General features: G+C 70.8%; 25 protein-coding genes and 2 pseudogenes. 14 read left to right on the top strand and 13 right to left on the bottom strand.

The features are described from left to right. Positions 1-2: 2 nt before the first annotated feature. From ACZ4M8_RS29720 to ACZ4M8_RS29660, 13 genes are all read left to right on the top strand, one after another. Positions 3-866, top strand: coding sequence for a hypothetical protein (locus ACZ4M8_RS29720; protein WP_467613153.1), 864 nt, complete (start codon positions 3-5; stop codon positions 864-866). Further along, the gene (locus ACZ4M8_RS29715; RefSeq protein WP_467613097.1) at positions 859-2,400 is read left to right on the top strand and encodes a CpaF family protein; all 1,542 of its coding nucleotides are present in this window, start codon (positions 859-861) and stop codon (positions 2,398-2,400) included. Before ACZ4M8_RS29720 ends, ACZ4M8_RS29715 begins: the two co-directional genes overlap by 8 nt. Beyond that, positions 2,397-3,320: a type II secretion system F family protein gene (locus ACZ4M8_RS29710; RefSeq protein ID WP_467613093.1), complete on the top strand. Its 924-nt coding sequence runs from the start codon at positions 2,397-2,399 to the stop codon at positions 3,318-3,320. Before ACZ4M8_RS29715 ends, ACZ4M8_RS29710 begins: the two co-directional genes overlap by 4 nt. Further along, the gene (locus tag ACZ4M8_RS29705) at positions 3,320-4,219 is read left to right on the top strand and encodes a hypothetical protein (protein WP_467613090.1); all 900 of its coding nucleotides are present in this window, start codon (positions 3,320-3,322) and stop codon (positions 4,217-4,219) included. The genes ACZ4M8_RS29710 and ACZ4M8_RS29705 overlap by 1 nt, the downstream gene beginning before the upstream one ends. Before the next feature lie 26 nt (positions 4,220-4,245). Further along, entirely contained in the window at positions 4,246-4,446 is a 201-nt protein-coding gene (locus ACZ4M8_RS29700; protein ID WP_467613087.1) for a hypothetical protein, read from the top strand. Positions 4,447-4,499: 53 nt separating this feature from the next. Then, the gene (locus ACZ4M8_RS29695) at positions 4,500-4,859 is read left to right on the top strand and encodes a TadE family protein (protein ID WP_467613085.1); all 360 of its coding nucleotides are present in this window, start codon (positions 4,500-4,502) and stop codon (positions 4,857-4,859) included. Further along, on the top strand, positions 4,856-5,311 hold the full coding sequence (locus tag ACZ4M8_RS29690) for a hypothetical protein (RefSeq protein ID WP_467613082.1): 456 nt from the start codon (positions 4,856-4,858) through the stop codon (positions 5,309-5,311). The genes ACZ4M8_RS29695 and ACZ4M8_RS29690 overlap by 4 nt, the downstream gene beginning before the upstream one ends. A 1-nt stretch (position 5,312) precedes the next feature. Further along, a complete protein-coding gene (locus ACZ4M8_RS29685) occupies positions 5,313-5,777 on the top strand; it encodes a pilus assembly protein TadG-related protein (RefSeq protein ID WP_467613079.1) in 465 nt (154 codons plus the stop codon). Positions 5,778-5,780: 3 nt separating this feature from the next. Next, positions 5,781-9,236, top strand: a complete 3,456-nt coding sequence (locus ACZ4M8_RS29680; RefSeq protein WP_467613076.1) for a LysM peptidoglycan-binding domain-containing protein — start codon at positions 5,781-5,783, stop codon at positions 9,234-9,236. After that, positions 9,236-9,955, top strand: coding sequence for a prepilin peptidase (locus ACZ4M8_RS29675; RefSeq protein ID WP_467613073.1), 720 nt, complete (start codon positions 9,236-9,238; stop codon positions 9,953-9,955). Before ACZ4M8_RS29680 ends, ACZ4M8_RS29675 begins: the two co-directional genes overlap by 1 nt. A gap of 518 nt (positions 9,956-10,473) precedes the next feature. Next, entirely contained in the window at positions 10,474-12,312 is a 1,839-nt protein-coding gene (locus tag ACZ4M8_RS29670) for an ATP-binding protein (RefSeq protein ID WP_467613150.1), read from the top strand. Between the two features lie 133 nt (positions 12,313-12,445). Then, entirely contained in the window at positions 12,446-13,726 is a 1,281-nt protein-coding gene (locus ACZ4M8_RS29665; RefSeq protein ID WP_467613070.1) for a hypothetical protein, read from the top strand. 175 nt (positions 13,727-13,901) lie between these two features. Continuing rightward, entirely contained in the window at positions 13,902-14,558 is a 657-nt protein-coding gene (locus tag ACZ4M8_RS29660) for a hypothetical protein (RefSeq protein ID WP_467613067.1), read from the top strand. A 118-nt stretch (positions 14,559-14,676) separates the two neighbouring features. Here the strand turns inward: ACZ4M8_RS29660 and ACZ4M8_RS29655 are convergent, their stop codons facing one another. The 12 genes from ACZ4M8_RS29655 to ACZ4M8_RS29600 form a co-directional block, all read right to left on the bottom strand. After that, entirely contained in the window at positions 14,677-15,066 is a 390-nt protein-coding gene (locus ACZ4M8_RS29655; protein WP_467613065.1) for a recombinase family protein, read from the bottom strand. Then, positions 15,063-15,413: a DUF6415 family natural product biosynthesis protein gene (locus ACZ4M8_RS29650; protein ID WP_467613062.1), complete on the bottom strand. Its 351-nt coding sequence runs from the start codon at positions 15,411-15,413 to the stop codon at positions 15,063-15,065. Before ACZ4M8_RS29650 ends, ACZ4M8_RS29655 begins: the two co-directional genes overlap by 4 nt. Further along, on the bottom strand, positions 15,410-15,607 hold the full coding sequence (locus ACZ4M8_RS29645; RefSeq protein WP_467613059.1) for a hypothetical protein: 198 nt from the start codon (positions 15,605-15,607) through the stop codon (positions 15,410-15,412). Before ACZ4M8_RS29645 ends, ACZ4M8_RS29650 begins: the two co-directional genes overlap by 4 nt. 117 nt (positions 15,608-15,724) lie before the next feature. Further along, the gene (locus ACZ4M8_RS29640) at positions 15,725-16,909 is read right to left on the bottom strand and encodes a helix-turn-helix domain-containing protein (protein ID WP_467613056.1); all 1,185 of its coding nucleotides are present in this window, start codon (positions 16,907-16,909) and stop codon (positions 15,725-15,727) included. Positions 16,910-17,003: 94 nt separating this feature from the next. Beyond that, positions 17,004-17,645, bottom strand: a complete 642-nt coding sequence (locus ACZ4M8_RS29635; protein WP_467613053.1) for an HAD family hydrolase — start codon at positions 17,643-17,645, stop codon at positions 17,004-17,006. Between the two features lie 621 nt (positions 17,646-18,266). After that, positions 18,267-18,710 carry a tyrosine-type recombinase/integrase gene (locus tag ACZ4M8_RS29630; RefSeq protein WP_467613050.1) on the bottom strand — a complete coding sequence of 148 codons (444 nt, stop codon included), beginning with the start codon at positions 18,708-18,710 and terminating at the stop codon, positions 18,267-18,269. An 89-nt stretch (positions 18,711-18,799) separates the two neighbouring features. Beyond that, positions 18,800-19,438: a hypothetical protein gene (locus ACZ4M8_RS29625; protein ID WP_467613048.1), complete on the bottom strand. Its 639-nt coding sequence runs from the start codon at positions 19,436-19,438 to the stop codon at positions 18,800-18,802. After that, entirely contained in the window at positions 19,402-19,698 is a 297-nt protein-coding gene (locus tag ACZ4M8_RS29620; protein WP_467613046.1) for a hypothetical protein, read from the bottom strand. The genes ACZ4M8_RS29625 and ACZ4M8_RS29620 overlap by 37 nt, the downstream gene beginning before the upstream one ends. 119 nt (positions 19,699-19,817) lie before the next feature. Beyond that, positions 19,818-20,579 carry a hypothetical protein gene (locus tag ACZ4M8_RS29615; RefSeq protein WP_467613043.1) on the bottom strand — a complete coding sequence of 254 codons (762 nt, stop codon included), beginning with the start codon at positions 20,577-20,579 and terminating at the stop codon, positions 19,818-19,820. Continuing rightward, entirely contained in the window at positions 20,576-21,643 is a 1,068-nt protein-coding gene (locus ACZ4M8_RS29610; RefSeq protein WP_467613040.1) for a tyrosine-type recombinase/integrase, read from the bottom strand. The genes ACZ4M8_RS29615 and ACZ4M8_RS29610 overlap by 4 nt, the downstream gene beginning before the upstream one ends. A 494-nt stretch (positions 21,644-22,137) precedes the next feature. Further along, the gene (locus ACZ4M8_RS29605; protein WP_467613037.1) at positions 22,138-22,596 is read right to left on the bottom strand and encodes a hypothetical protein; all 459 of its coding nucleotides are present in this window, start codon (positions 22,594-22,596) and stop codon (positions 22,138-22,140) included. Between the two features lie 1,611 nt (positions 22,597-24,207). Beyond that, entirely contained in the window at positions 24,208-24,507 is a 300-nt protein-coding gene (locus ACZ4M8_RS29600; protein ID WP_467613034.1) for a hypothetical protein, read from the bottom strand. Between the two features lie 250 nt (positions 24,508-24,757). Here ACZ4M8_RS29600 and ACZ4M8_RS29595 point away from each other — a divergent pair. Next, a pseudogene (locus ACZ4M8_RS29595) lies at positions 24,758-25,116 on the top strand (transposase); the annotation flags it as partial. A 209-nt stretch (positions 25,117-25,325) separates the two neighbouring features. On the opposite strand, the pseudogene ACZ4M8_RS29590 reads toward ACZ4M8_RS29595, so the two are convergent. Further along, a pseudogene (locus ACZ4M8_RS29590) lies at positions 25,326-26,416 on the bottom strand (hypothetical protein); the annotation flags it as partial.

Here is a 26,416-nt window from a genome sequence, read left to right as displayed (position 1 = left end):
CGGTGATCGCGTTGACGGGTGCGCATGCGAGCGGGGTGACGGTGGCGGCGCTGGCGATGGCGTTGTCGGGGCCGCGGCCGTCGCTGCTGGCGGAGGCGGATGCGAAGGGCGGCTCGATCCGTACGGGGTACGGGATGGGGCAGTGGGGTGGCGAGGTGGGCCTGTGGCATCTGGCCCAAGCCGACCGTGAAGGCACTCTGCCGGAGGCGTTCGAGGCGCATCTGCGGCGGCTGGACGAGGCGGGCAGCCGGCTGTGGCTGCCGGGGCTGACCGATCCGTTGCAGGCCGCGGCGCTGGCGCAGACCTGGGAGCCGCTCGGGGTGCTGTTGCAGACGATGGACCAGCAGGCCGGGTACGACGTCGTCATCGACGCGGGGCGGGCGGTCATCGAGCCCGGGGGTGTGCATCCGTCGCTGTTCCCGCGGCCGTTGCTGCACCGGGCCGACCTGGTGGTGCTGGTGGTGCGCACGACGTTGACGTCGGTGGCGCAGTCGCTGCCTGTCGCCCGCGCGCTGCAGGCGGAGTTGGAGGAGCGCGGGACGGGCGCGGATGCGCTGCGGCTGTTGCTGGTGCAGGAGGGCGGGGTGCCGGCCTCGGAGATTCACCGGCGGCTGCAGATTCCGGTGGTGGGCACGCTGCCGTGGGAGGAGAAGAGCGCGCGGCTGCTGACCCACGGCACGGTGTCGCGGCCGGGGAAGCCGGGGCCGTTGTTCAAGCGGGCCCGTGAGGCGGCCCGTGCGGCGGGGGTCGAGGCGAGTACGCGGCGGCTGCGTATGCAGCTGCCCGCGCCGGTGGCGTCGCCGGTGGTGGCCAGCGTCGTGCAGCGGCTGACCGCGCCGCGGCAGGGGGCGGGGGCAGGTGGCTGACCACAACGGTGTCCACGCCGCCGGGCCCGGGGTGGGGGCGGGGCTGTCGGGGTTGCTCAAGGGCGCCCTCGCCCAGCGTCCGGCCCCGGCCCCGCCGTCGTCCGCGGGCGGCGGCAACGTGCCGCCGAGCGCGCCGGCCCCGGCTGTTGCCGGGGATCTGGGCCGGTTGCCGGGGGCGTTGCCGGTGTCGCGGGCGGTGGTGCGGGAGTTGCAGGACGCGGTCTCCCAGGACCTGGTGGAGCATGAGCGCGGTAGCGAGACGCGGCTGAGTGCCGAGGATCAGTTGGAGCTGGCCCGTTCGCTGGTCGCCAAGCGGGTCTCGGCGTGGTCGGTCGAGCATGCCCGGACGGCGGCGCCGTTGGATGCGGTGCAGCTGGAGACGCTGCGGCAGGCGATCATCAACGCGCTGTTCCGGGCCGGTCCGCTCCAGCAGTACCTGGAGGATCCGGCGGTGGAGAACATCGTGGTGGACGGTGAGCGGGTGTGGGTGGACTACCTTGACAAGCCGACGCGGCTGGTCGATCCGGTGGCCGATGACGACGCCAGCCTGATCGCGCTGATCAACCGTCTCGCGGTCCGCTCCGGGCACGGAGACCGGGTGCTGAACCCGGCCAGCCCGATGGTGAACTTCCGTCTGCCGGACCGCTCCCGCGTCGCGGCGACGCTGCTGACGAGCCGTCCGACCATGGCGATCCGCCGCCACCGCGTCATGAGCGCGTCGCTGGAGGACCTGGTCGAGTGGGGCACGCTGTCCCCGGCGATCAGCGCGTTCTTGCAGGGGTTGGTCGCGGCCCGGCAGACGCTGCTGATCGCCGGGGATATGGGCGTGGGCAAGACATCGCTGCTGCGGGCGCTGGTGCGCAAGGTCGGTGCGGGTGAGCGGATCGTGACGCTGGAGACGGACCGCGAGCTGTTCCTCGATGAGGACCCGGCGGTCGCCGCGCACGTGCTGGCGATGGAGGAACGGGCCGGCAACGGCGAGGTCGGGGAGGACGGGCGGGAGATCGGGCGGATCACGATCGCCGACATGTATCCGCACACGCTGCGGATGCTGTCGACCCGGGTGGTGGTCGGCGAGGTCCGCTCCACCGAGGTCGTCCCGATGCTCGATGCGATGAGTTCCGGTGGCCGCGGCAGCATGTGTACGCTGCACGCCGCCTACCCCCGGCTGGTGCTGCCGCGTCTGGTGCAGCTGTGCCAGGGCGCCGGGAAGGATGTCGACTCCACCCACCAGCTCGTCGCCAACGCCGTGAATTTCGTGGTGTTCTTGCGGCAGACTGACCAGACGCAGCTGGGCGGGCGCCGTCACCGCTACGTCTCCGACATCCTCCAGGTCACCCCGGGCGAAGGCGGGCGCCCCGCGTTCAGTCACGTCTTCGCCCCGGCAGGGGACGGTGATCCGCGCGGGGTGCCGCGGGATCTGCCGACGGGCGAGGCGATGCAGGAGCTGGCCGATGTCGGCTTCGACAAGCGGTGGCTGACCGAGGCGCGGTTCGGCGGTTGGCCGCGGCCGATGGAGTTGGTGCGGCGATGAGCCTGGGACAGCTGGGACTGCTCGGCGCGCTGTGCGGGCTCCTCGTGGCGGGCGGCGTCGTGCTGTGCCTGCGTGCGGTGCACGCGCCGTCCGGGGCGGGCCGCGGGCGGGGGCGGCGGACTTCGGTGTGGGAGCGGGTGTGCGCGGCGCTGCCGGGCCGGTGGGCGGAGCACTACCGGTGGGTGGTCGTGTGCGCCGGGGCGGCGTTGGTCGGGGTGTGGAGCTGGACGGCCCGGCCGGTGCAGGGCCTGCTGGTCGCCGCGGTGATCGCGGGGTTCCCGTGGATCTGGCATCCGGCGGGCACCTCGCTGCGGCGGATCGAGCGGCTGGAGGCGCTGGCGCGGTGGTTGCAGCACCTGGCCGGTGCCCACGTGGTCGGTCACACGCTGGAGGCCGCGATCAGCGGGGCGATGCGGCAGGTGCCCGACGAGATCCGGGACCCGGTCAGGACGCTGGAGGCACGGCTGCGGATGGGGGTGGCTCCCGAGGCCGCCTACCGGGCGTTCGCCGATGACCTCGATGACGGCGCCGTCGACAACGTCGTGCTGGTCTTCCTCACCCATATCCGTGACCGCGGGCGCGGCATGGTGGAGACGCTGCAGTCCCTGTCGGACCTGACCGCGCAGGAGGCCGCGGCGCTGCGGACCGTGGATGCCGACCGGCAGAAGGTGCGGACCCAGACCCGCTGGGTGGCGATCATCGTGCTGGCCATGGGCTTCACCATGGGCAGCAGCTTCGGAAGTGTGTGGAGCACGGCGGGCGGGCAGGTGTGGCTGCTGGCCATGGGCGCGGGGTTCGTCGGGGCGTTGATGTGGCTGCGGCGCCTGTGCGTCGTACGGCCCGCCCCTCGACTGCTGCGCCGCACGGCTGGGGTGTCGGGCCGAGGGGCCGGGAAGGCCGAGGAGGTGAGTGGCGCGTGATGTCGATGGCGAGCGCGGTGTGCGGTGCGCTGATCGGCGGCGGCGTCTTCGCGGTGGTGCGGGAGCTGTTGCCGTCCCGCCCGGATCTGAGGTCGGTCCTGGACCGTCTGGAGAACACCACCCCCGCGCCGGCCGCGCCGCCGCGGGGGACAGGGGGTTCACGCGGGGCGCTGTGGACCGAGCAGGTCGGTGCCCGGGTGCTGGGGTCGGCCGGTGCGCGGATCGGCGTGCCGGGCAAGGACCTGGATCTGCTGGGCATCTCTGCTGCCAAGCACATCGGCGACAAGGTCATCGGTGCGGTGGGCGGGTTCGTGATGCCGCAGATGGCCCTCGCCCTGGCCGCCCTGGCGGGCGTGCACCTGCCGTTCGTGCTGCCGCTGTTCGTCTCCGTGCTCTTCGCGGCGGCGATGTGGGTGTCCGCCGACACCAACGTGCGGGCGAAGGCGAAGCGGTTGCGGCTGGAGTACCGCTACGCCATCGCCTCGCTGATGGAGCGGGCCCGGCTGCAGCGCGGCGCGCACTCCGGCGCGGAGCGGGCCCTGTACGAGACGGCGGCGGTCGGCGACGGCCCGGTCTACGAGCGGATCCGGACTGTCTTGGAGCAGACGCGGCTGTCGGGTACGCCGCCGTGGGATGCGCTCAAGGCGCTGGCCGAGCAGTTGGACGTTCCCGAACTCGCCGGGCCCGCCGATACGTTCGCGCACGCCGGCGGGGAGGGAGCGTCCATCATCGCGGCGTTGGAGACGCAGGCCAGGGCGCTGCGCACGCGGCTGCAGACCGATGTGCAGGCCGAGGCCAACGCCGATTCGGAGAAGTCCGTGGTGCCGGGGACCGTGCTGTTCATGATCTTGTTCGCCACGCTCGGCTACCCGCTCTTCCAGAACCTCATCAGCACCTGAATCATCACCTGACCCAGGGGGATCCCGTGAAGTACACCGTCCGCAAGCTCCGTGACCGCTGGCTGATCTGCGTGGCCCGTATGACCGGCGCCCGCAGGGACGCGGGGCTGGAGACGCTGGAGAAGCTCATCCTCGGCGCGGTCCTCATCGCCGCCGCCACGGCCTTCGGGCTCGCTTTCAACGGAAAGTTCGACTCGCTGATGAACACCTTCAAGAGCAGCTTCTGACCGTGTGGCGTCGGTGGCATGCGAGGTGCGCGGGTGGGCGCGGGGATGCGGGGATGGGGACGCTGGAGTTCACCATCATCGCGCCGGCCGTCATGCTGATCCTGTGCGCCGGGCTGCAGCTGGGCATGTGGTACCTGGCGCAGGAGGCGGCACTGACCGCGGCCCGCAAGGCGGCCGCGGCGGGGGCGGCCTACCAGGCCCGGCCCGGCGACGGCGCGGACCGGGCCCGCACCTGGCTCGCCGGGGTGCATCTGATCAAGGACACCGTCGTCTCGACGAGCGGGTCGAGTGCCGACCGGGTCCGGGTGACAGTGACCGGCAGCAGCCTGTCGCTGGTGCCCGGCTGGACGCCGCAGGTCACCAAGAGCGCCGAAGTGCCGGTCGAACGATGGGACACGGGGGCAGGGTCGTGACCGGGCACGCGCGGGGGCGGTTGCGGTGGTGGTGTCAGGACCGGGGCAGTTACACCCTGGAGACGGTCATCTGCGTCGTCTTCCTGCTGCCGTTCCTCGGGCTGCTCGCCGCCTACGGCCTGGCCGGGGTGTTCGACTCCAGCGTCGACAACGCGGCCAACTCCGCGGCGCGGGCCGCCTCGCAGGCCGCCGACGCCGACCTCGCCCAGGTACGCGGCCGGGCCGCGGCAGAAGCCGCGCTGCGCCAGGACGACCGCAACTGCACCAGCAGCAGCGTGCAGATCGACACCAGCGGCTTCGCCGCGGCGGCCGGGCAGCCGGGCAGTGTGCGGGCCACCGTGACGTGCACGATCCCCTTGTCCCAGCTGGCGGTGCCGGGACTGCCCGGTTCCAAGACGCTCACCGCGACCGCCACCAGTGTCCTGGACCAGTACGCCGATCGCGGGGAGTGACATGCGCCTACCCTCCCCCTCCCCGGGCACCCTGATCCGCCGCTTGCGCCTGCGCACCGCAGGCGTGGAGCGTGAGCGGGGGTCGGCGACGTTGTTCTGGCTGATGGTCGGCGTGGTCTTCCTCAGCCTGCTGGCGCTGGTCGTCGACGGGGGCGGGAAGCTCAAGGCGTCGGCGCACGCCGACGACGTCGCCGCCGCGGCGGCGAGGGCCGGCGGCCAGCAGATCGACGCCGGGCAGGCCGTCCCTGGCGGGCAGGTCGTCGTCGATCCCGACGCCGCCGCATCCGCCGCCCGCGCCTTCCTGCGCGACGCCGGCGTCGAGGGCACCGTCACCGGCGGCGGACGGCGCCTGGAGGTGACGGTGTCCGACACCTACGACTGCCTGATGCTCACCGGCGCCGGCTTTCCCACCCTTCCCGTGACCGGACACGGAAAGGCCCAGCTCGTTCACCAGGTCGGAGACTGACTCATGCCTGTGCCGCATGCCCCTGCACGCCGCCCTTGGCCGCTGGCCCTGGCCCGCGCCGCCGGGAGCCTGGTCGCCCTGGCCGCCCTCCTCGTCGCCCTGCCGCTCGCTTTGCTGCGCATCGGCACCCTCCCCGCCCACCTGCCGACGCTCGGCGGCATCGGCGATGCGCTGATGGCGCCCGATGACGGCGGGACCGTCCTCTTCACCGTCCTGACCCTCGCCTGCTGGGCGCTGTGGGCATGGTTCGTGCTGTCCTTGCTGCTCGAAGCCGTCGCGCTGCTGCGGCGCCGCACGGCGCCGCGGGTGCGCGGGCTTGGCGCCCCGCAGCGCCTGGCCGCGGTCCTGCTGGGCGGCCTGCTGGTCATCCCCTCGACGGCCGCGCTGGCCGCCACCCCCGCCACCGCCGTCACCCACCACGCCACCGCCGCGCCCGTACCCGGCGCCGGCGCCAGCGCCGGCGCCACGTCGGTGCCGCGGACGGCCGTGCAGCAGCCGTCGGCTCACGACGGGCCCCGGCATGTGGTGGGCGCGACCGGCGAGACCGTGTGGGATCTGGCCGAGCAGTATCTGGGGGACGGGCGGCGCCACAGCGAACTGCGCGCGCTCAACCCCCACCTTCCGCAGAGCGCGACCCTTCCCACCGGCACCGTCGTCAACCTCCCGCCCGGCACGACCGTCCGCACCGAACTCGCCGCAACCGCCACCGACTCGAGCGGGCGTGCCGAAACCTACACGGTGGCCGCCGGGGACTCACTGTCCGCCATCGCCGACACCCAGCTCGGCGACGCCGACCGCTGGCCCGACCTCTACACCGCCAACAAGAACGTCATCGGGAGCGATCCGGACCTGATCTTCCCCGGCGAGCACCTCTCCCTCCCCCCACAGGCCGCCCCCGCGCCGGAGCCCGCCGCGCCGGACGGTGACGGCGCCGGTGCGACGGACTCGCAGACGTCCCGGCCAACGGACGGCGATGTTCCCGCAGCACCACAGCACGCCGTCCCGGACGACGAAGACGACAGCCACGAGTCCGTACCGGAGGGTCCGCAGAACGAGGACCGTCCCGAACCGCCCACGCCGCATGAAGCGTCGGGGCACACGGCCACCGGCGCCACCGCGCCGTCGGCCACCGCGTCGCCCGCGGCGACGGCGACCCGCGCACCGGCCGACGCCTCCCCCGCGCAGGCTGTCAGCCCGGCGCGGATCGCTGCGATCGGCGGCAGCGTCCTGGCCGCCGCGCTCCTGGCCACCCTCACCACCCGCCGCGTCCTGCAGCAGCGCCGCCGCCACCACGGCCACCGCATCGCCCTTCCCGAAGGCGACGCCGCCGCCACCGAGCAGAGCCTGCGCACCGCGGAAGCCGACCTGGAGACCTCCACCCTCGCCGCGGCGCTGCGCAGCGCCGCGGTCCGTCTGCGCGACGCGGGACGGGAGTTGCCGCAGCTGGCCGCCGCCGTGCTCGGCCCCGAGGAGATCGAGCTGTACCTGCGCGCGCCCGCCGAACCGGTGCCGCCGTTCACCGCGGACGACGATCTGAGCCTCTGGACCTGCCCAGCCCGCGGCGCCGACCTGCTGCCGCCCGAGCAGCGTGACGATGTGGAAGCGCCGTACCCGGCGCTGGTGTCGCTGGGGTGGGACGAGCGCGGCCATCTGGTGCTCATCGACCTGGAGAGTGCCGGGCATCTGCATCTGACGGGCCCTGACCGCCACCGTGTGCAGCGGACGATCGCGCTGGAGCTGGCGGTCAGCGAACTCGCCGACGAGCTGACCGTCGTGCCTGTCGGGCAGGTCGCTCCCGGGCTGCAGCAGGAGATGCCCGAGCGGGTCAGCGCCTGTGCCGACCTGGACGCGGCCCTGTCCGCGCTGCGGGTCCACCACGCCGAGCAGCAACGCGCCCTGGACGTTCTGGAGGCGGGCACCATGCGGCGGGCGCGGTGCGGGGTGGACAGCGCGGCGGCGTGGAGCGCGCACGTCGTCCTCGCCGGAGATCTCGACGCCCCGGGCGGCCGGGCGGCGCTCGAGGCGCTGCGGGCAGTGATCGCCGAGCAGCCGCGGTCGGCGACAGCCCTGGTCACTGCCGGCCATGACCAGGACGGGACGCCCGACGGCGCGCAGACCGTCCACGCGGACCTCGCCGCCGGGCCGGTCTCGTGGACACTGCCCGGCACCGAGGTGACGGTGGTCTGCACCGTCCAAGCGCTCAGCGACGAGCACTACGCCCAGGCGCTGGAGGTCCTGGCCACCACCCGCGCCGACGACGTCGCGCTCCCGCAGTCCCCCGCCACCGCACCGCGGGCCGTCCCCGACCTCCCCCACTCCCTTGACCTTCCCGCGCCCCCGCCGGAGCCCACCGGCCGCACGGAGGCCCCGGGCGCCGAACCGGCCACCGACGCCCGTGGGGACGCGGTGCAAGCGGCGGACCGTGAGGTGCCGCAGAGCCCGGCGGGAGCGGGGCAGGAGGGTGGGCTCATGGCCCAGTTCGCGGTCTTCGACGACGTCCCGCAGGACTCCGGCGCAGCGCAGGAAGCCTCCGCCGCAGACCTCGAGGCCGACGGGCCTGCCTCGCCGATGCCGCCCACGCCCAGCCCGGAGCCGGTGTTGCCCCCGACCGCCGCGCTCCCGGCCGCGGGAACCACGCGGGCAGACCTCGCCGAAGCCCCGGCGCCCTGCCAACCGGACGCGCCGGCGCCTGAAGACGAACCGGGCGAAGACGGGGAGCGGCCCCCTCACGTACTGGTGCTGGGACCGGTCGAGATCGACGGGCCGCGGGGATCCGTGGAGAACAAGCGGCGCCGCACCCTCATCGAGCTTGCCGCCTGGCTGGTGCTGCACCCCGGCCGCGACCACCACGCACTCGACGAAGCACTCTGGCCGGGCAAGGCCAACGTCCTGAAGTACCGCAACGCCACCGTCAGCCGCCTGCGGTCCTGGCTGGGCACAGACGACGACGGCGCCCCGTACCTGCCGCGCATCTCCACCACCAGCAACGCCCGCTACGCACTGGCGCCCGCCGTCGGCTGCGACTGGCACCGCTTCCAGCACCTCACCCGCAGCGCCGCCAGCGCCGGCGGGCCGCACGCCGCCGCACACCTTCGCTCCGCTCTGGAACTCGTACGGGGACGCCCCTTCTCCAGCATCGACCACCGCCGCTACGCATGGGCCGAGCACCTGGCCCAGGACATGATCTCCGCGATCGTCGACGCCGCCGCAGAACTGGCCGAGCACTGCCTCACCACCCGGGATCCGCGCGGCGCGCTGTGGGCAGCGACCAAGGGGCTCGAGGCGGCACCGGAGGAAGAACGCCTCTACCGGGTCGTGTTCCGCGCCTGCGCCGCGCTCGGTGACAACGAGGGCCTGCAACGGGCCGCTGACCGCCTCGAACACCTCAACATGGAGCTCGGCACCGACATGGAGGAAGCCACCGCCGTCATCCTCTCCCAACTGAGCAACTCCGCCTGATGCCGATGCTCCTGGCCGCCCTGGCAGGGCTCGTGGCCGGCGCGGCACTGCGACCCGTCGTCGTCGCACTCGCCGTCCCCACCGGCCACCCGCCGTGCGTCGCCTGCCCCGGCTGCGGACCGGCCCCCGTACCGGCCCGGGACTGGCAAGCCCTGGGCGTCTTCTCTCCGTCCGGCCGGTGCGCGGCCGGGCGGCACCAGTTGTGCCCGCCATGGCTCCCCGAAGCCGCGACGTCGGCCGCGTTCGTCGCCGTCGCGGCCGGCGGCGCCTCGGGCTGGTACGCCGCCGCCCAGTACTGGATGGCTCTGCTGGGCGCCGCGCTGCTGCTCATCGACAGCGCCGTGCACCGGCTCCCCGACGCGCTGACCCTCCCGGCCACCATCGGCACCCTCGTATTGCTCACCTTCGCGGCCGACGCCGGTGAGAGCGGAAGCCTGCTGCGCGCGGCGGCGGTCGCGGCCGCAGGCGGCGTGCTGTTCTTCGGCTTCGCGCTGGGCGGCATGGGCCTGGGCGACGCGAAATTCGCGGTGCCCCTCGGCGCGCTGCTGGGCTGGCACAGCTGGACGGCCGCTCTTCTCGGCCTCATGCTCAGCTACGTCCTCGGCGCCACCGCCGCGGTGATCCTGCTGCTGCGCGGACACCACCGCACCAGCCCACTGCCGTTCGGGCCGTTCCTCCTCCTCGGCACGCTGGCCTCCCAAGTCCTCGCCGACGGTTAGTGTCAGGGCGGATACCCGTTCTCTTACCCTGCCCTATACCCGCTGGTCACAGCGCTGAAGGCCCGCTCTGGGCGGCAGGCGAAAGGGCGCCCTCGCTCCCGGCAGCATATGCGAGCCATCCCGTTCCACCGGGCGACCGACGGCGACGTCGGACGCGTCCGCGTGCCGGATGTCCGGCGGACGAGTGCGGGCGGTACCTCAAGTGGGGCGCTGCTGTGCATTGCTGACCGGGGGTGACATGGCGACGGTAGATTTGGCACGTCACAGTGGCGAGACGAGGGGCGGACATGGCGGAACACGAGGTCGGGCGGGAACCGGCGCCTCCGAGCGCATTGGCGCAGCCCGTCGGTCCGCCGATGCCCCGGAAGCCGCCACCGGCGACTGCGTCTGCGTCGCTTGTGGCCTGGCTGCAACTGCCGCGCCCGGAGGTGCCTCCGGGGATCTGGCGTGCCGGGCACACGCCCCGTGCGGCCGACGATCCGGCGTTCGTGCCCTTGAGGCAGCTGGTCCGGGGTGCCGTGTTGTCCTTCCTTGCCGGGTATTTGCTGTGGTCGCTGTTGTGGAACGGCTACCTGGGCAAGTACTGGCTCTGGCCGTTCTACGCGCTCGTGCCGGACGACTGGCGCGGCACCATGGCCTACGCCATCGCCGGCTACCTCTACTACGGCATGGTCGGGCTGCTGCTGGTGGCCGTCTTCGGGCGGCTGGGACGCTGGCCCGAACTCGCCCGCCGCGCCTGGGCCCTTGCGGGCGGGCGACCGACCACCCGCAAGGCGGCTGCGCCACCGTCTCCGCAGGAGGACCCGTCCACGTGGCCGGAGTTGCGGGCGGACGGCGCGGCGGATGCCGCCGAGCTGCTGCACCGGGAGCTGAGGGCCGGCCGTGTGACGGATGTCGACCACGCGCGCATCACCCAGGCGTGGAAGTCCCGACCGCGCACCGATGTCGTCCGGGAGATCCTCGACCGCGGTGCTGCGGCGTGTCCGCACGGCTCGGGCAAGCGGGATCTGTCCCGCCGTACCGGGCACCACGACCTGCACACCCGGCAGGTGCGTGTCGGGGTGGTCGCCGACGACGACCGCAACCCGACCGAACTCCGTGACGCCGGGGTGGCGCTGGACCCGAGTCTGCTGGGCACCTCTGCCGTCGTGCTCGGGCCGGCGACCGCGACCGACCGCCTCGTGCGCCCGGTCGTGGAGTCCTTGTGCCTGCAGGCCCTGGCCGGTCAGGCCGCGGTCATCTGGGTCACCTCCTCCGACCACGGCGGTGAGCGCGGCGACTTCGACGCCGTGGTCCGCGCCGGAACCCAGGTAGCGGGGCACGGGCTGGACCTGTACGCCGATTCGCAGGACCCCGACATGGCCGGGGCGATGCTCGCCGAGGCACTGGTCGGCGACGTCGCCGACACGCTGCCCGGCGGGGACAGCCGACGCGCGGCCACCGCGCTCGCCCAGCTACTGGGCCCCTTCCGCGCCGCCCACGACCGCTTCCCCGACGTCGCCGAACTGCGCGACCTGCTGAGCGTCCCCGACACGATCGAGGATCTGCGTGCCTCCTTGGACGGGCCGCAGCATCTCGCCCAGCTCCGCGAGCTTCAGGCGTACGGGCAGCAGCCCGCGGACATCGTCTCCCTGCTGGGCAACCGCATCGCGCTGCTGGACCGCCCCGCCTTCGCCGGCTTCTTCACCCCGCCCCGCGACGGCGACGGCGCGGCCCTGCGCCGGATGTACGCGCTGCGCCATCTCGACAAGCCGGTGCGCATCCGCATCGAGCTGCCCGAGCGCGCGCACGCCGAGGCCGCCCGTATCATCGCCCGCCTCGTCCTCGCCCAGTTCGGCGCCTGCGCCGCCGCGCGCGACGACCGCGGCCTCTTCGCCGCCCTGGTCCTGGACGACGCCGCCCAGACCGTCACCACCCAGTCCTTGCGCGGCCTGCAGCGCCTCCAGGACAACCATGCCGGAGTGCTGCTCGCCCTGCGCACCCTGAACGACGTGCCGGAGGCGCTGCGGCGGCCGCTGCTGAGCCGGGTCGGATGCCAGATCGTGTGCGCGGGCATCACGACCTGGGACGCGGCGCCGGTCAGCGAGGCCTGGGGTGAGGCGTGGGTGGAGACCCGCACCGTCACCGACCGGCAGCTGGTGGCCGATGAGCCGATGACCCGGGTCATGCACGGCCTGCGGAAGATCGTCACCGGCCGGCACGTCACCGCCCAGTCCGTGACAGTCAAGCAGGAACGCCGCCAGCGGTGGTCGGCGTCCGACCTCGCTCACGAACTGCCCGCCCAGCACGCTGTTGTCGCCGTCACCTCGGTCCGCGGTGAGCGCACCGCGCCGCTCCTGACCCGGCTGGACGCATGAGACGCGCGCCCGGCCGGAACCCGCAGCCACGCCCCCGGAGGGCATGGCCAACACCGCCCACCGGCCGCCATGCTGGCCCGGTGACCACCGTTTCGAGGAGGCCCAGGTGTCCGTACGAGCAATAGGTGCTCGCGTGGCCGCAGCATTGGCCGCGGCCACGGTATTGGTGCTCGGCACCGCCGGGGCCTCCGCGGCCGCCGACGTCCCGGTCGGCCGTGTCGTCCTGGCGGCACCGGCCGCCCCTTCCCCCGATCCGAAGCCCAGCGACTCGTCCAGTCCTTGCGAGGCCATTCCAGGGCCGATCGGTGACACCTGCGACGATGACGCTCCGAGCCCCGGGGCGGGCTCGAGCCCACTGGATCCGGGCTCGGGAGGCGTCCTCGACCCGTTCGAGGCGATCACGAAGTCGTGCACGGACGGCGCCGCCTGGGTGGTCAAGCAGCTCAGCGCCGCCGTGAACGCCACCGGCACCGTCGACTTCACCAGCAAGCCGTTCCTGCAGCAGTACGCGCTGGTGTTCGCGGCCTCCACGATCCTGACGCTCCTGGTGTGGCTGTGGGCCGTCATGACGCGGGCTTTCCGCGGGGTGCCCTTCACCACCGCCCTCGGGGAAGCCATCGGTTATCTGTGGATGGCGGTGCTGGCCTGCGCCTTCACGCCGTTGGCGCTTCACATCGTGACCGCCGCGGCGGACGGTGTCGCGGAGGTCCTCGCCAAGGCCGGCGGCTCCAACGACAAGTTCTTCGGCGACTTCGCCCACACCCTGCAGGGCCGTGAGGGGTTCGGTCCGGCTCTGGTCCAGATCATCGCCGCGCTGTCCTCGATCGTCGCGGCCTGCGTCCTGTGGCTGGAGATGGCGCTGCGCACCGCGATCCTCTACGTCGGTGCGGCCCTCGGCCCGATCGTCTACACCGGCGTTGTCAACAAGCAGCTGTGGCCGAAGGTCCGGCGCTGGGCCGGGCTGATGGGGGCCATCATCATGGCCAAGCCGATCATGGTGATCGTGCTGATGCTGGCGAGCGCCATCAGCAACACGCAGACCGGTACCTCGTCCGAGCTCAGCACCATCGTCTCCGGTTTGGCGGTCATCGTGCTCGCGATCATCGCGACCGTCGCGGTGGGCCGGTTCGTCCCGGGTATGGGTGACCAGATCATGGAGCGGCAAAAGGCCCAGCGCCACGCTGAGGCGGAGGCCCGCCCCGCGTTCACCTCTGCCGTTGGCACCCTGAAGCAGGGCATCTCCGCACACAGTGACCGCACACCGCAGGCCACCCAGCCGGTGCCGCAGCAGCCGACCACGCAGGCGGCCAGCGGCATTGCCGCGCACGGCAGCCGCTCACCCGAACCGTCCCGCACCACGCCGAATCCCCGTCCCGGCCCGGAGCTCAGGCCCAGCCATCACAACGAGCCATGAACCGGCACAGGCGACGAAAAGTGAACATACAAGAAATAGGTAATTCACCATGCGCTTCACGCCCAAAGGGTGCTTCTGGTTTCTCGTGGTCGCGACGATCGTGGGGACCTACGTGGGCTACACGAGCTCGCACTGACACACTGCGCCGAGAGACGGAGCCGAGGGGGGAAACGGCATGAGCAGGCATGACAAGGACCAGCCGGTCCACGAGGTGAAACTGTCCGTGCCGAGAGCGGAACTCGCCCCGGCACTCCCCTGGCGGCGTCAGAAGCGCAAGTCCGGGCCCGGACTCGTCGTGAGCGTCGGCGTCATCGTGCTGCTGCTCGCCGCCATCGCCCTCGTCAACCGCGGCGGCACCAACACGGGACCGGCGTACCGCCCGCACACCCAGGAGGGGGCCCGCCAGGCCGCCGACGACATCGTCTCCCTCATCGGGTCGGAGAAGATGTTCAGCAAGACGGACCGCGACGAGATCCTGGAGGACGTATACGTCCCCGGGGCAGTCGACAAGCTTCGCCGCAACCTCGACCAGGCCTACACAGCCGGCGCGTTCAAGCCCCTGGGCCTGGACGACGACAATGCCGCACCCGACGGCTACACCCTCGTGTGCCGCGACGTACCGCTCGACACCAAGGTGACGGCGTACCACGGCGACACCGCCACCGTCAGGGTCTGGTCCCTCGGCGCCATCGGACTGGCCGGCCACCACTCACCGAAGCCCGTCACCACCAGCTGGTACACCAAGACCCTGAAACTCACCTGGACCGCCGGACGATGGCGACTCCTCCACCCGCCCCAGCAGTCCGAGGGCCCGACACCGAAGGCGCAGTAACTGCAGTCCGTCGGCGGCAGTACCTGGTGGGCCCTGCGCACGGCCCAGAGCCCACCAGTACATCTGCGGTTCGCTGAAGTGTGCGCGCGATACGCGGCGTGAGGCAGGGTGGCGCGGGCTACTTGATGGGGGTTCGGGCCTCCCAGCAGACATCGCTCTGACCGAAGGTGGTCACCACGCAGCCTCCGGCCTCGGCAACCTGTTGCTGGAATACCATCCGCGTTGTGCCCGTTGCGGATAGCCGGCCCCAGTCGTGCACCAGGCACATCCGCTGGCGCCGTGCTGTGCTGGCGTCGGCCCTCATCTGTTGGACGAGTTCCAAGAAGGCGGAGCGTTCACATGGCAGATGGCTCATGGCCTCGGTGCCATGGTCGGTCCAGATGCCGGTGATTTCCCAGCCGTTCCGGCGGGCAGTTGTGCGGCAGCCGATGAGGCGTTGCTCCAGGAGGTGTCGGGCGCTGTGTCCGGCGGACCGGTCGTAGATGTAGACGAGGGGGTTCTGCGTCATTCCTGGTTTCCCGCTTGCAGGAGTTCTCCTCGGTGCTTCAGGAGCCATTGACAGTCCTGGGCGAGGGCGGCGACCTGTACGTGGGCGGAGAGCCGTCCTGCGCCGAGACCGCGGCCGAGCTGAGCGCGGATTGAAGCCAGGCGACGGGCGGTTTCGTCTTGATGTCCGACGGCGTTCTCTGCGTCCAGGAGGAGGACGGCGATGTGTCCCCGCAGCAGCACTTCCAGGTCCGCGAGGGTGGTGAGGCTAGGACGCGTCGCCCCCAGCCGCAGGGCGCGGCGGAGGGTGACACTGATCGTCTCTACGTCGACGGGCAGGTCTTTCTGAGGGGCGTTTCGTGGGGTCATTGTGGCCGCCGGTCGGCGTGTTGGGGGCAGGCCACGATGTACCAGATGTGCACGCCGCAGTGAACCGGGGTGGACACCGTGCCAGCGAGTGTGAGCGGAGGGTGTGCGGCGCCGCACCAGAAGCACGCCTCGCCGTGGAGCCGGGCGATGCTGAGATCGGGCGAGGCGGGCGGTGGCACCTTCATGGTGGTCATGGTTCGTCTTCCTGTTCTGGCCTCAAAGGGCGAGGAACAGGTTCGTGGTGTCGGGGTGCTGGAAGTACCCCTGGCAGGGGTACTGATGAGTTCCCACGGGTTCGGGGGCTGGGGTGGTCAGGTGCTGGCGTGGCACCATTCGGCGAAGTTGGTCAGCGCCTTCGCGTCGGCCCGCTTGAGGCGTCGGAGCGTCGCGGCGTCCTCTTTCACCCATCGGTGTTCGCGCGTGTGCTGGGGTGCGATCCGCCGCGCTACTTTCAGCGCCTCGAATGCAGCGTCCGGGCGGCCAGCCCACAGTTGCGCGCGTCCCATCTCGATGTAGAAGCTGCTGCGCCGCTCGGCCGGGAGGGTCTGCGGCGGTTTCCATTCGCGGGCCAGGTGCAGCGCGCGGTCGAGGTGGGCGTCTCCAAGGCTCACGGCCACCGAGACTCCGTGTACGCGCACGCTGTCGGGGCCGAACGCTGTGCCCTGGAAGACCCCTTCACGGACTCGGTCGCCGAGGGCACGCGCGTCGTCGAGATGCAGGCGCGCAGCATCGTGGTCGCCGTACCGGCCGGCGAGGACCGCGGCCCGCATGTGCAGGGCGCCGCGGGCTGCCAGTGCGACGGGCGGCGCGGTGCGCGGCGCCCGGTCGAGGGCTTGTTCCAGAGCGCGGAGGCCTGCGGCATGGGTGTGGGCGGCGAGGTGGATCTCGGTGCGGACGTATGCCACGGTCGCGTCCACGATCGGGTCGTGTGCGTAGGTCGCGGCCCAGCGCATGAGGTCCAGGAGTCGGCCGGAGAGGTCTTGTGCGCCGCGCTTGTAGGCGACGGCGTCGGTGGCCCGGCAGGTGTCCACCAGCAGTCGCGCTACTGCCGGTTGCTCACGATCGGGCACCGCGTGCAGGGCCCGGCACAGCTCGGCGAGCAGGCCCGGCACGATGCGGGCGATCCGTGCGTATTGCGCCCCCAGTCGTAGTTCGACGACTGCTCCCACGGCTTCCCGCAGGGCTGACAGCGGGCGGATCGGGCCGTCCTCCGGGGTTTCGTACTCGGCCAGCACCGGTGCAAGTTCGGGCATCTGTTGATGCACGTGGTCCTCAGGGCGCTCCCGGTCCGGCAGCAGCCGGGCAGGATCGGTGCCGAGGGCGGCGGCGATGGCTTCGAGGATTCCGCCTGAGACCCCGCGTTCCCCACGCTCGATCTTACGAAGCGTTCCCAGCGCGATACCCGCAGTGCGAGCGAGGTCGACCTGGGTGAGGTTGGCGACGCGGCGTGCGTAGGCGACACGTGGGCCCAACCCGCGGTAAATGACGGTGGGCATGAGATCTCCATTCGGCACGCTTCGCTCCGAACAGTACCCGCGGCATCACGCTGAGGTACAGGCCAGGCGGCCGCGTGCCAGGAGCGGGGCCGATTCATCCAGGTCGGAGCGCGTCCAACAAGTCGGTCAGACCGTCCAGGCGCCAGTCGGCCGCAAGCGCCTGCTCCGAATCTGCCCACAGGTGCCCCAGCGGCCCCCGCCGTAGGTGCGCGGTGCGGAGCCCTGCCACCCGCGCGGGCGCGATGTCGTTGACGGGGTGATCGCCGACGTACAGCACCTCATCCGCAGGGGCACTGGCGAGTTCGACGGTGCGCGCGAAGAACTGGAGACTCGGCTTCGCTGTCCCCCACTCCTCCGACGTGGCCACGGCGTCCGCCGGAAGCCGCAGAGAGCGCAGCATCTGTCCGGCCCGGGCCGTTTGGTTGCCCGCGACGACCACCCGCAGACCCATGTCCCGGAGTGCGGCCAGCGTAGGACGGGCGTCGGGGTAGAGATCCGTCTCCTCCAAGACCTCCCCGCAGCCTGCCCGCTCCATCGCCGCTCGTTCGGCCGCGATGTCGATGCCTGGCTCGATGAGGCGCAACGCGTCGGCGTTGTCCCGTCCCTGCGCGACCACCGCACCGACCAGAGCGGACAGAGTATGGCGGTTGACGCCGATCCAGTCGGCCCAAGCTGCCCAGGTGCGGTCATCGCGGATCAGGGTCTCTCCGACGTCGAAGGCCACCGCGCGAATCATGCGAGTAGCCTACGCGCGCGGCGGATGCAGCCGCCGTGCTGGGTCGAGCCAGCGCTGCGTCTTCGAGGGCCGGTCGGCATGCGCGTCGAGGTAGCCCTGACACTCTCATCGTCTGTCAGGGGAACCATGGTGCTTCCGGCCAGGTCGGCGGCGTATGGCAGTACCCCCGCCCACAAGCGCCTAAGGCGCTCCGCAACTCCGGGCCTGCACACGTCGTGCCCCGGGCCGCCAGGCCCGGGGCAATGCGCGCGATGATGCGCTGGCACCTCGGGCTCCTCGCCACGACTCAGGGACCGCCGCAGCTCACCGGGCCGACGCGATCAGTGTCGCCCCCTACAGGTCCCTGCCCAGACCAACCTTGGTTTGGGCCTATCACCCGTGTAAGTGAAGGAATGCAAGTCACCCGCAGCGCAGCCCTGCGTGCCTGATCACTTCTGATGACAGCGCCTCGCGGTCAGGGTGTGGTTGTTTCCAGCCCTCGGCAGAAGACCTGAACATTTTGGTTCCGCTGGCTCGGCATGATGCCGGGTGCTGATATCTCATCGTCTCGCTCGACCTGTCGTCGCTGCTCTGGCTCTTGTGGCGTTGCCACTTCCTTCCGGGTGCGCAACTGAATCGCCGTCACGGCATCAAGACGAGGTCCGCGCCGGAGAGGACGAACTTGTCGCAGGTGTGGCAGTTGAGCTTCCAGGGGCAGGCGTCACCGTTGACGACGGGCTGGAACGTGCAGAAGCCGCCCTCGGCGGGGGTGGGCTTGCGGGTGAGGTCGACCAGCATGGCCTCGCCGCCGGACAGCACCAGGCCGGGTTCGGGGGCTCCGGGGCCGGCGACCCAGACGTCTTGGAGAGCGTCTTCCAGCTTGGGGTCAGTGTTGGCGAGGTGGACGTAGTGCTCGGCCATCGCTTCGGAGACTTGTCCGAGGTAGCGCTTGACGTGTGTGAGGTTCGCGCCGTTCTTCAGGAGATTCGTAGCGAGGGTGTGACGGGCTTGATGGGCGACGTGGTGGCCGATGTCCAGGTCCCTGACCCAGCTTCGGAAGGCCGTGCTGAACCATGTGTAGCTCACCGCGTGCTGACCCATCCGGACCGGCGGCTGAACAAGGCCATCTGGCATCGTTCGGCGCTGGTGGGAAGCCGACCGTGGAGGTGCACGAATCACGTGACGGTCTTCTCCTGTCGCTTTTCCAAAAACTGGTAAAGGCGTTCGGGGATGCGGATGGCTTCGTCGTAGTTACCGACCTTGGTCTGGTCATGCCAGAAGAGGGGAAGGCTGTTGAGCCGCCCTAGGCACTCCAACCGGACGTTGATGACCTCGTTGCATCGGCGGCCGGTTAGGACCAGGGCCTCCCAGATGTCCCGAAGGCCCCGGCCCTCGATGTCGAGGGCGTCCAGCTGTTGCAGGTTGCGCCCAGCGGCCAGGGCTCGGGCAGCTGCGTCAGGGAACGGGCAGCGGCGACGGGCCTTGTTGGTGCCGTGCGGGGCCGCGACGATGAAGCCGCGGACCAGCCCGGTCTCCTCGGCCAAGCCGGTGTCCATCGCCATCCTCAGCACTCGCCGGACACCGGCGAAGACGGTGGCGAGGGTGCCGCGGGTGACGACGCTGGCCTGGGACCCGCCGATCCGGTTGTGGATGCCCAGACCGAACAGTTTGTGCTCGGCCCGGTGTCGTTGGTCGGTCACGAAGGCGTCCATGTGGGCCTTGGCCAGCGCCCTGACGTCGTGGCCGCCGGATGGAGCCTGAGCCTCCAGGTAGGCACTCAGTTCGACGCTACCGCGGCGGATGTAGTCGAACAAGTTCCTGCTGCGGGGGTGTCCGGTGCGGACAGCCGGGCCGCCATCCGCTCCCAGAGCAAGTCGCGAAGCCAGCGTTGGGTCACCGCCGAGATGTCGATGGCACTCTCACGGTTGCGGTAGCTCTTGCCGAAGTGGAGGATCTCGATGAAGCCCGCGTCCTTGGTGTCTTGCCGGGTGAAGTAGATCAGCCGCAGGTAGCGGAGCATGCGTCGGGTGATCTTCGCCTGATGGTTGGTGAGCTGATCGAGATCCAGATCCACCAGCGACTGGGCGTCCTGTTTGCCGGCCTCAGTGGCCAGACGCTGGATGAATCGCACCGGCCAGTGTGGAGCATCTGGCAGCCCAGCGTGGTGGGCCATAGTCCACTTGATCTCCGCTTTCAGCAGCGGCCGGAGCCCCAGCAGCGAAAGCTTGCCGTTCGACCGGACGAGAGCGGGAGTCTGCCGGCACCAACGACGGAAGGCAGTCTCGTCGTCGTAGTGCAGGTCGATGGCCTTGCCGCGGTCCAGGAGCCACCGCCCCCGTTCACTGGCAGCCGGGCCCCGCCGGGGCTTCCCTCGCGCAGATAGTGGTTCTTGTGCCGCCGACACATCTTGATCGGGTGGTCAGCTCTTTTGGGGCAGGCCGTGACCACGCAGGCCCCGAAGGGGGGTAGCGGCTGGGCTTGGGTGAGCCATTCCTCGATGTCGAGTTCGGTCCCCTTGGCCCGGCGCCAGTGGCTGGACTTCTTGTTCCAGCGGTCGGCGTGCAGGAAACACAGCCCTGTCTTCTGGCTCCATACCGGAACCTCCGGACAGACCAGGCAAACTGGGGCATCGGCCCATGCATGCGGCTGGAGAGGCTCGGCGGTCCGCAAGAAGTCTGCGACGCTGCCGCCGGCGTCCCGAAAGGCCCGCCACTGGCCCTCGTGAACGTTGCAGTACTCATGCATCGTCTCCTCTCCGCGCTGGCAGCCCGGAACGTTGCACAACCATCCGTAGACAGCGTGGTCGGCGGGGACCTGAATGGCGTCCGGCCGCAGGACAGGGTCGAACGACGGTGCGGCGATCAGTGTTTCCAGCAATTCCAGCCGGTCGGCAACTTCCCGGCTCTTGGGCTGGCGGTCGAGGACGGACAGTGTGACGGGCAGCGCAACTGTCACTTCTCCTCACCCCAGACCGCTTGGAGAGCGGACGCAAACTCGGGTGAGTGCAGGTCGGGGTGACCATAAACCTCGTCAACCATCTGTGCCGAGGCCCAATTCCCCGCAGCCTTCGCCACCATCGGGTCGCCGCCAGAGGCATCGAGAATCTTGTTCGTGAACTCGTGCCGAAAGCCCTTGGGTGTCACCCGCCCGGCCAGCCCGGCTCTGCGGCCTGCCCGTCGCAGCATTCCCCCGGCCGCATCAGCAGTCCACGGTTCTCCCCGCCGGGGACCAGCGAGTTGGATCAGCAGCATGCCGTGGCCGGCAGCGTGCTTCGCGTACTCCGTCGTCATGTACTTGAAGTAGCTGCTGACCATGGCCGGGCTCACCCGGTGGTTCTCCCCCTTGGTGACCACGCCATCGACGATCTCCCAGTCCGGCTTGATCTTCGCGGCCGCCCTGTTCGGATTCCCCCAGCGGTGACAAACGTGCAGGTGGGGACGCACGCACTCACCGCAGTCAGCGTTCTCCCGAAGGTGTAGATCCACCAAGTGCAGACCGGTCTCCTGGAATCCGCCCGGCAGCATCTTCGGGTGCCGCGGCCGTGAGCCCTGCTTCGGCGCCAGCGGGTTGGTCGGCATTGAGCGGATCGCATGGCCTAGCAAGGCCCGGTCCCGGTCAGCCTGCGTCGGCAGCCGGCGAATCTCCAACTCCGACCGCAGCTGTTCATTCACCCCGTCCGAGGCGCAAAGGTACAGGTAGAACGCCTTCAGACACGCGGACAGAACTTGCAAGGCAGACGAGCCATACGGACGTTTCGGAGGCAGCCGCCACGGCTGGCCCCACGGCATAGGCACCTTCGCTCCCACCGCCCCCATATACCGATGCAGATCCAGCAACCTCACCGCGGACGTGGACAGCCCTTCGCGCACCCGCCACCGAAGGTGATCAACCAGGTGGTACGCGTACGTCTTCTGCGTTCCACGACCTTCATAGGTCCGCAGGAAGCCATCAGCCTCCTCGTCGACCGACCCGTCCGGCCAAACGATCGTGTACGACCAGCCGCCCCCAGCACGCTTCATCGGCTGTACCCGGAGATCCCCCAGGACCATCGCGCTTCGCGCCGGTTCGCCCCTCCACTCACGACTCCCCTGTAGCGGAGAGAACCCAGACGGTTGGTAAACCGGTACGGGTTGGGCTCAGACGCCCTCCAAATGAGGGACAAGGGCAGGAAATAGCAGGTCGGTAAACTCCAGCTTGAGGAGATGGTGCTCAAGCGACTCGTTCGCCAACGAGCACGACGGCGGCTCGATGCGGTGGTAGAAATGCCGGGTCTCCAGCTTGGCCAGACGGGGCTCGCAGCTGCCCCGCGCACTCCGGGGACGCAAGCTCCACGCTCCGCACGCGGTGGATCTCTTCCCATGACCGACCACAGCCCAGATCATCCAGGGTGACGTCCAGCCGCCCCCACTCGGCATGATCAGCGGTCAACTGCGCAAGGGCTCTCCCTACTTCCGAAGTCGTCGTCACCGACCGCATCGAGCACCGAATCAAGATCCATCGCATGTGGCCGCTGCTATCGCGCGTTCCGCTCCATCGGCGGCCTCCTCGCGCGTGTCTGGATGCGCAGGTAGCGCTCGCGGCGTGCGCTGTCGAGCAGAGTGGTGTCGCCCACCAAGGCCCAGGTGCGCCAGTACGCAGCTCCGCCGTGGTTCTCTCCCCTGCAGGAGCAGGTGCAGTCGTCCCCCTGCGCTTCCTGGCAGCGGGTGTCGCATCGCTCAGTGTCTGCGAACTGCAGGTACACGTCGACCTCGCCGAACCGCTCGGCGAGCGCGCGCAGGTGCGGGCGGGCGATCTCCCACCGGCTGGCCGGCTTGTTCCACTCCGGACGGATCCGCGTGCCGAGCTCTTCGAGAATCCAGCGGCGGTTGGAACCGCCCACATATGGCATCCAGCCCCACAGCCGCCGTCCACCGATGTTGCGGCGTACCCATGGACGGGCCACGGTGACCACCCCCTGGTGCATCTTGGTCATGGAGCGGCGTCTTCGCCAGAAGGCTTGGGCCGCGGCGCCTGGTGCGCGCCGACGAGAAGACGCTGGCCGCTCTGGCGGCTGACGGCACCGTGACCGCCGCCGATGTGCCCGCCATCTTGCGGCACCGCCAGGCCTGGGCCGGGCTGACCTCCGCTCTGGCACGCCACCCCGACCAGGTCGATGCGGCCATCACGCTCCTTCCCCGCCTGCCTGACCACGAGGTGGAACAGGTCGTCGGGGACTGGGATCCCGACCGCTACACCCGCACCAAGGGCGTCGCGCCAGCCCGCCCGTGCCGCCAGAACTGCTCGACGCCGTCCTGGGAGCCTGCCTCACCCCGCTCGCCAGCGTACATTCTTCACCCCGAGCCCGAAGAGGGCTGGAGGCGGTGTCCGCGTTCTCGAAGGACTGGTCGCTTGAGCTGGACGGCCACGCTGGCTGGGCGATGCTGGCCCGGTGCCCCAGCGGTGGGCGCAGCTCACCGCGCATCTCGTGTTCGGGGCGGCTTTCCGGCACCTGCTGCTGGACGAGGCCGAGACGCAGGCCCTCGAGGACGCCCGGCTCGGCCCCACCGACCCGGATGGCGAGGGCTCCCTGCCGACCCGGCGCCCGCTCTCAGCGAGGAACTGCTCCTCTCCTGCCTTCCGGCCTTGTGCCTACCCGAACTGGCCGACCTGTTCAACCCGCAGGTGACCGCCCGCCGGCCCCTGCACCACATCGCCCGCCGAATCCACAGCAACCCGCGTCTGGCCGGCTTCGCCGCCGACCAGCTGCACGCGGCCTCCGACGTACTCGTCAGCCGCGGCCAACTGCTCACCTGTGCCCGACGAGCAGGAGGACGACTACGGGTTCGACGGCCGCGCCCTTCGCCTTGCCTAGGACCTGGCCCTCCTCAGCGCCAACCCCGCCACCTTGCCGGGACACGTGCCCAGCTTGCCCGGATGGATCAGCCGGCCCTTTCTCTCCCCCCGAGCCTGCCCCTGACCCGCGCCCTCGCCAACGCGACCCGGGTCACGACCGCCCAGCCCGGCTCTGGAGCGCCTTGAGACGGCGGTCGGGCAGGCGCGGCTGCGGGCCTCAAGCCGACGTCGCCCGGCTCGGGTGCCGGACCGTTCCGGGCGGGAGGCCCCGCAGCGAGGGATGACCGTGCGGCCGGCCGAGGTGTTGGCAGCTACGACGAACCGGGCCTGCTCCAGCTAGGTCCTCGTCGCCCAGGGCACAGGCGTCGCCATCGGACCAGTTCCACTGCGGATGTCGCCCCCTCGTGGACGGGCGGGGGCTAGCCGTTCCTTCTTGCGGTGGCGACGTATCTGGCAATGTGAAGGTCCTGGAAGGTGGTATCCGGGGCTTTGCGGCGCAGTGGATCAACGGGGAGTCTGGGGCGCCTGTGCCGCTGCGCGGCGGCGTGCCCCAAGTGTGCGGCGCGGACACGCTCGCCGGGCTCTACTCGTGCGAGTTCCTCCAGCCATCGGATGAGCTCTGGCGGTTAGAGGGCACAGGCAGCGAAGACGGCGGCCATGAGGTCGGCGGTCAACGGACGGTCGCCATGCAGAGCGACGCCGAGGGTGTGGTGGGAGAAGCCGTGGCTGCGCCGTACCAGGTCCCGCAGGCTCAGCCCAGAAGCCGTCGGAGCTGATCGAGGGCTTTAGCCAGCTCCGTTCCGGTCTTCACCCGAGGAGGCATGAACTCGTGGTGGCGGAGCCATTGTTTGCGGACGGACGCCGCGGGGCCGGCGTTCTCGGTGGCTCGTTGGGCTCGGAGGTTGCGCCACCGCGCGTGCCAGGAGCGAAGGGTCGCTTCGTCCGCGCCGCAGGCGCGGAGAAAGCCCTGCAGGGTGCGCCAGGTGGGCAGCTTCGTGCCGCCGTGGGCGCCGGAGAGGGTGGCGATGCAGACGCCGCAGCGTCGGGACATCTCCGCGAGGGTGGGTTGCCAGCCCGCAGCCGCAGAGCTCGGAGGTCAGCGGCGAAGCGAGCCAGTCACCTTTCGGACGGCAGATTGTTCAGGGGGCGGACCACCCCGGTCTCCTTCTCTCGGCCCGCGGCCCGGGGCGGTGCGCCCCGGGCCGGACGGGTGTCAGGAGGACTGGGTGAAACTGCGGCAGAGTTGGGCGGCGACGGTACCCGCGCCGAGAACGGCCCAGATGGCGATCTGCTGATCGACGCTCCTGCCGCTCTTGGACGCGATCCCGCCGATCCGGGGCCTGCGAGGACGTCCGCGGACACGCCCACACAGACTGTTTGCCGACCGAGGCTACGACTTCGACAAGTACCGCCGCCTGCTGTGGAAGCGTGGGATCAAGCCTCTCATCGCCCGTCGCGGCGGCACCCACACGGTTCCGGCTCGGGCTAGACCCGCTGGGTGGTCGAGCGGACCTTCGCCTGGCTCCACCAGTTCAAGCGCCTGCATACCCGCTACGAGGTACGCGCCGACCTGCACCTCGGCCTCCTTCAACTCGTCTGCAGCATCATCTGCCTGGGACGACGACTCCGAACTCATTCTGAAATGATCAATAAGCAGTAGGAATAGATCCGTCAACGACCGGGCGCTCGGCCGGGGAAGCCCCAGCCGAGCGCCTGCATAAACTAATCGTGGCCTGATCAACACAACCATGTGCTGCAATGACCACTAGAAAGCGCCTTGGCCTTGTTCTGGGGGTCTTTGACCTGGTGCGGCGGCGGGGAGTGTGGAGGGGTCTGGGGGCGCCCCTGCGGAGCGCCCCCAGGCCGTTGTCACCGCCGCATCGACTCGCAGTTCTCGACGGTCAAGTTCTCCGGGGCGGGGTGGGTACTCATCGTGGCGATCAGACCGTCGCCGGTCTGGTGCCACAGCGGGCTGTCGCCCAGCCGCACGAACCCGTATCCCGTGAGCATCCCGGGCGTCAGGATCACGCCGTTGGTCTCGACGAGCACCGTGTCGGCACCGGGAGCGAGGCTGTTGCCCGCGGTGAGGCCCGCGGCCCTTCGCAGCAGCGCCCTGATGACCTCCTGGCCGTCTTCGGGATCCTCCATGAACATCGCGCCGCTCAGGTGCAGGACACGCGGCGGTTGCCCACCGCCCTGTCCGTCCGGCGAGAGCAGGGGCCTCGCGGGGTTCTCCGGCGTCAGCGCCGCGGTGTCCACGGTGCCGATCCAGTAGCGGATCTGGCCGAGCGCCGCGCCGGCGCTCTCCGATGTGCCGGAGGGAGCCCATTCGATGACCTGGAGCCGTCCTCGGACCAGCTCAGGGTTGTCGACGGGTGGTACCAGCGAAGTGGAGTCGGCCGGGGCGGTCTCCCGGGCGTCGCCCGGTGTGCGGGCAGGCGCGGTGCTGCGTGTGTGGGCCGGCGAGGAGCCCAGGTTGGCGAGCGGCAGGGGTGCCGTTGCCGACGGGCGCGGCGTCTGCTCTGCCGCGGGTTCCTGTGCCTGGGGCACGGGTGCCGAGAGGGTCCGCGGTGCCGGTGCCGGTGCCGTCGCCCGCGGTCCGATTGCTTGCGGCGCCTGCGGTGCGACCGTCCGCGGGGACGTGCCGGCGTTGTGCGGCAGGAGCTGAATGAACTCACTCACCGGCGGTGCCATGAGCCGCTCCGGCTCCGGCACGGTGATCGTGACCTGGAGCGAGGCGTCCTCGCCGTTGCTGCCCGTCCTCTCATCGATCCAGGACCTGACGGTGCGCGGTGTGCCCTGGGGCAGACCGGCCCGCTGCTGGTCCGTCAGCGTCACCGGTTCCCCGGCGAGGAAGGCGGTCCGCTGCCCGGTGGCCCGTTCGGTGCCGAATCCGATCGGTGGTACAAGGGTCTGCGGGAGGGTCACGTGCAGTTCTTCGTAGGGCAGGACCTCTTCGA

Source organism: Streptomyces sp. NPDC027185 (genome assembly GCF_055567035.1).
The sequence above is the reverse complement of the archived record's forward strand: the minus strand, read 5'-3'. Positions and strand labels throughout refer to the sequence as shown.

What these genes read in the sequence shown, in the direction of transcription:
- ACZ4M8_RS29710 (WP_467613093.1), top strand. Translation starts at nt 2,397, where the DNA reads ATGAGCCTGGGACAGCTGGGACTGCTCGGCGCGCTGTGCGGGCTCCTC.
- ACZ4M8_RS29705 (WP_467613090.1), top strand. Translation starts at nt 3,320, where the DNA reads ATGTCGATGGCGAGCGCGGTGTGCGGTGCGCTGATCGGCGGCGGCGTC.
- ACZ4M8_RS29695 (WP_467613085.1), top strand. Translation starts at nt 4,500, where the DNA reads ATGGGGACGCTGGAGTTCACCATCATCGCGCCGGCCGTCATGCTGATC.
- ACZ4M8_RS29685 (WP_467613079.1), top strand. Translation starts at nt 5,313, where the DNA reads ATGCGCCTACCCTCCCCCTCCCCGGGCACCCTGATCCGCCGCTTGCGC.
- ACZ4M8_RS29680 (WP_467613076.1), top strand. Translation starts at nt 5,781, where the DNA reads ATGCCTGTGCCGCATGCCCCTGCACGCCGCCCTTGGCCGCTGGCCCTG.
- ACZ4M8_RS29675 (WP_467613073.1), top strand. Translation starts at nt 9,236, where the DNA reads ATGCCGATGCTCCTGGCCGCCCTGGCAGGGCTCGTGGCCGGCGCGGCA.
- ACZ4M8_RS29660 (WP_467613067.1), top strand. Translation starts at nt 13,902, where the DNA reads ATGAGCAGGCATGACAAGGACCAGCCGGTCCACGAGGTGAAACTGTCC.
- ACZ4M8_RS29655 (WP_467613065.1), bottom strand. Translation starts at nt 15,066, where the DNA reads ATGACGCAGAACCCCCTCGTCTACATCTACGACCGGTCCGCCGGACAC.
- ACZ4M8_RS29650 (WP_467613062.1), bottom strand. Translation starts at nt 15,413, where the DNA reads ATGACCCCACGAAACGCCCCTCAGAAAGACCTGCCCGTCGACGTAGAG.
- ACZ4M8_RS29645 (WP_467613059.1), bottom strand. Translation starts at nt 15,607, where the DNA reads ATGACCACCATGAAGGTGCCACCGCCCGCCTCGCCCGATCTCAGCATC.
- ACZ4M8_RS29640 (WP_467613056.1), bottom strand. Translation starts at nt 16,909, where the DNA reads ATGCCCACCGTCATTTACCGCGGGTTGGGCCCACGTGTCGCCTACGCA.
- ACZ4M8_RS29635 (WP_467613053.1), bottom strand. Translation starts at nt 17,645, where the DNA reads ATGATTCGCGCGGTGGCCTTCGACGTCGGAGAGACCCTGATCCGCGAT.
- ACZ4M8_RS29610 (WP_467613040.1), bottom strand. Translation starts at nt 21,643, where the DNA reads ATGAAGCGTGCTGGGGGCGGCTGGTCGTACACGATCGTTTGGCCGGAC.
- ACZ4M8_RS29605 (WP_467613037.1), bottom strand. Translation starts at nt 22,596, where the DNA reads ATGACCAAGATGCACCAGGGGGTGGTCACCGTGGCCCGTCCATGGGTA.
- ACZ4M8_RS29600 (WP_467613034.1), bottom strand. Translation starts at nt 24,507, where the DNA reads ATGTCCCGACGCTGCGGCGTCTGCATCGCCACCCTCTCCGGCGCCCAC.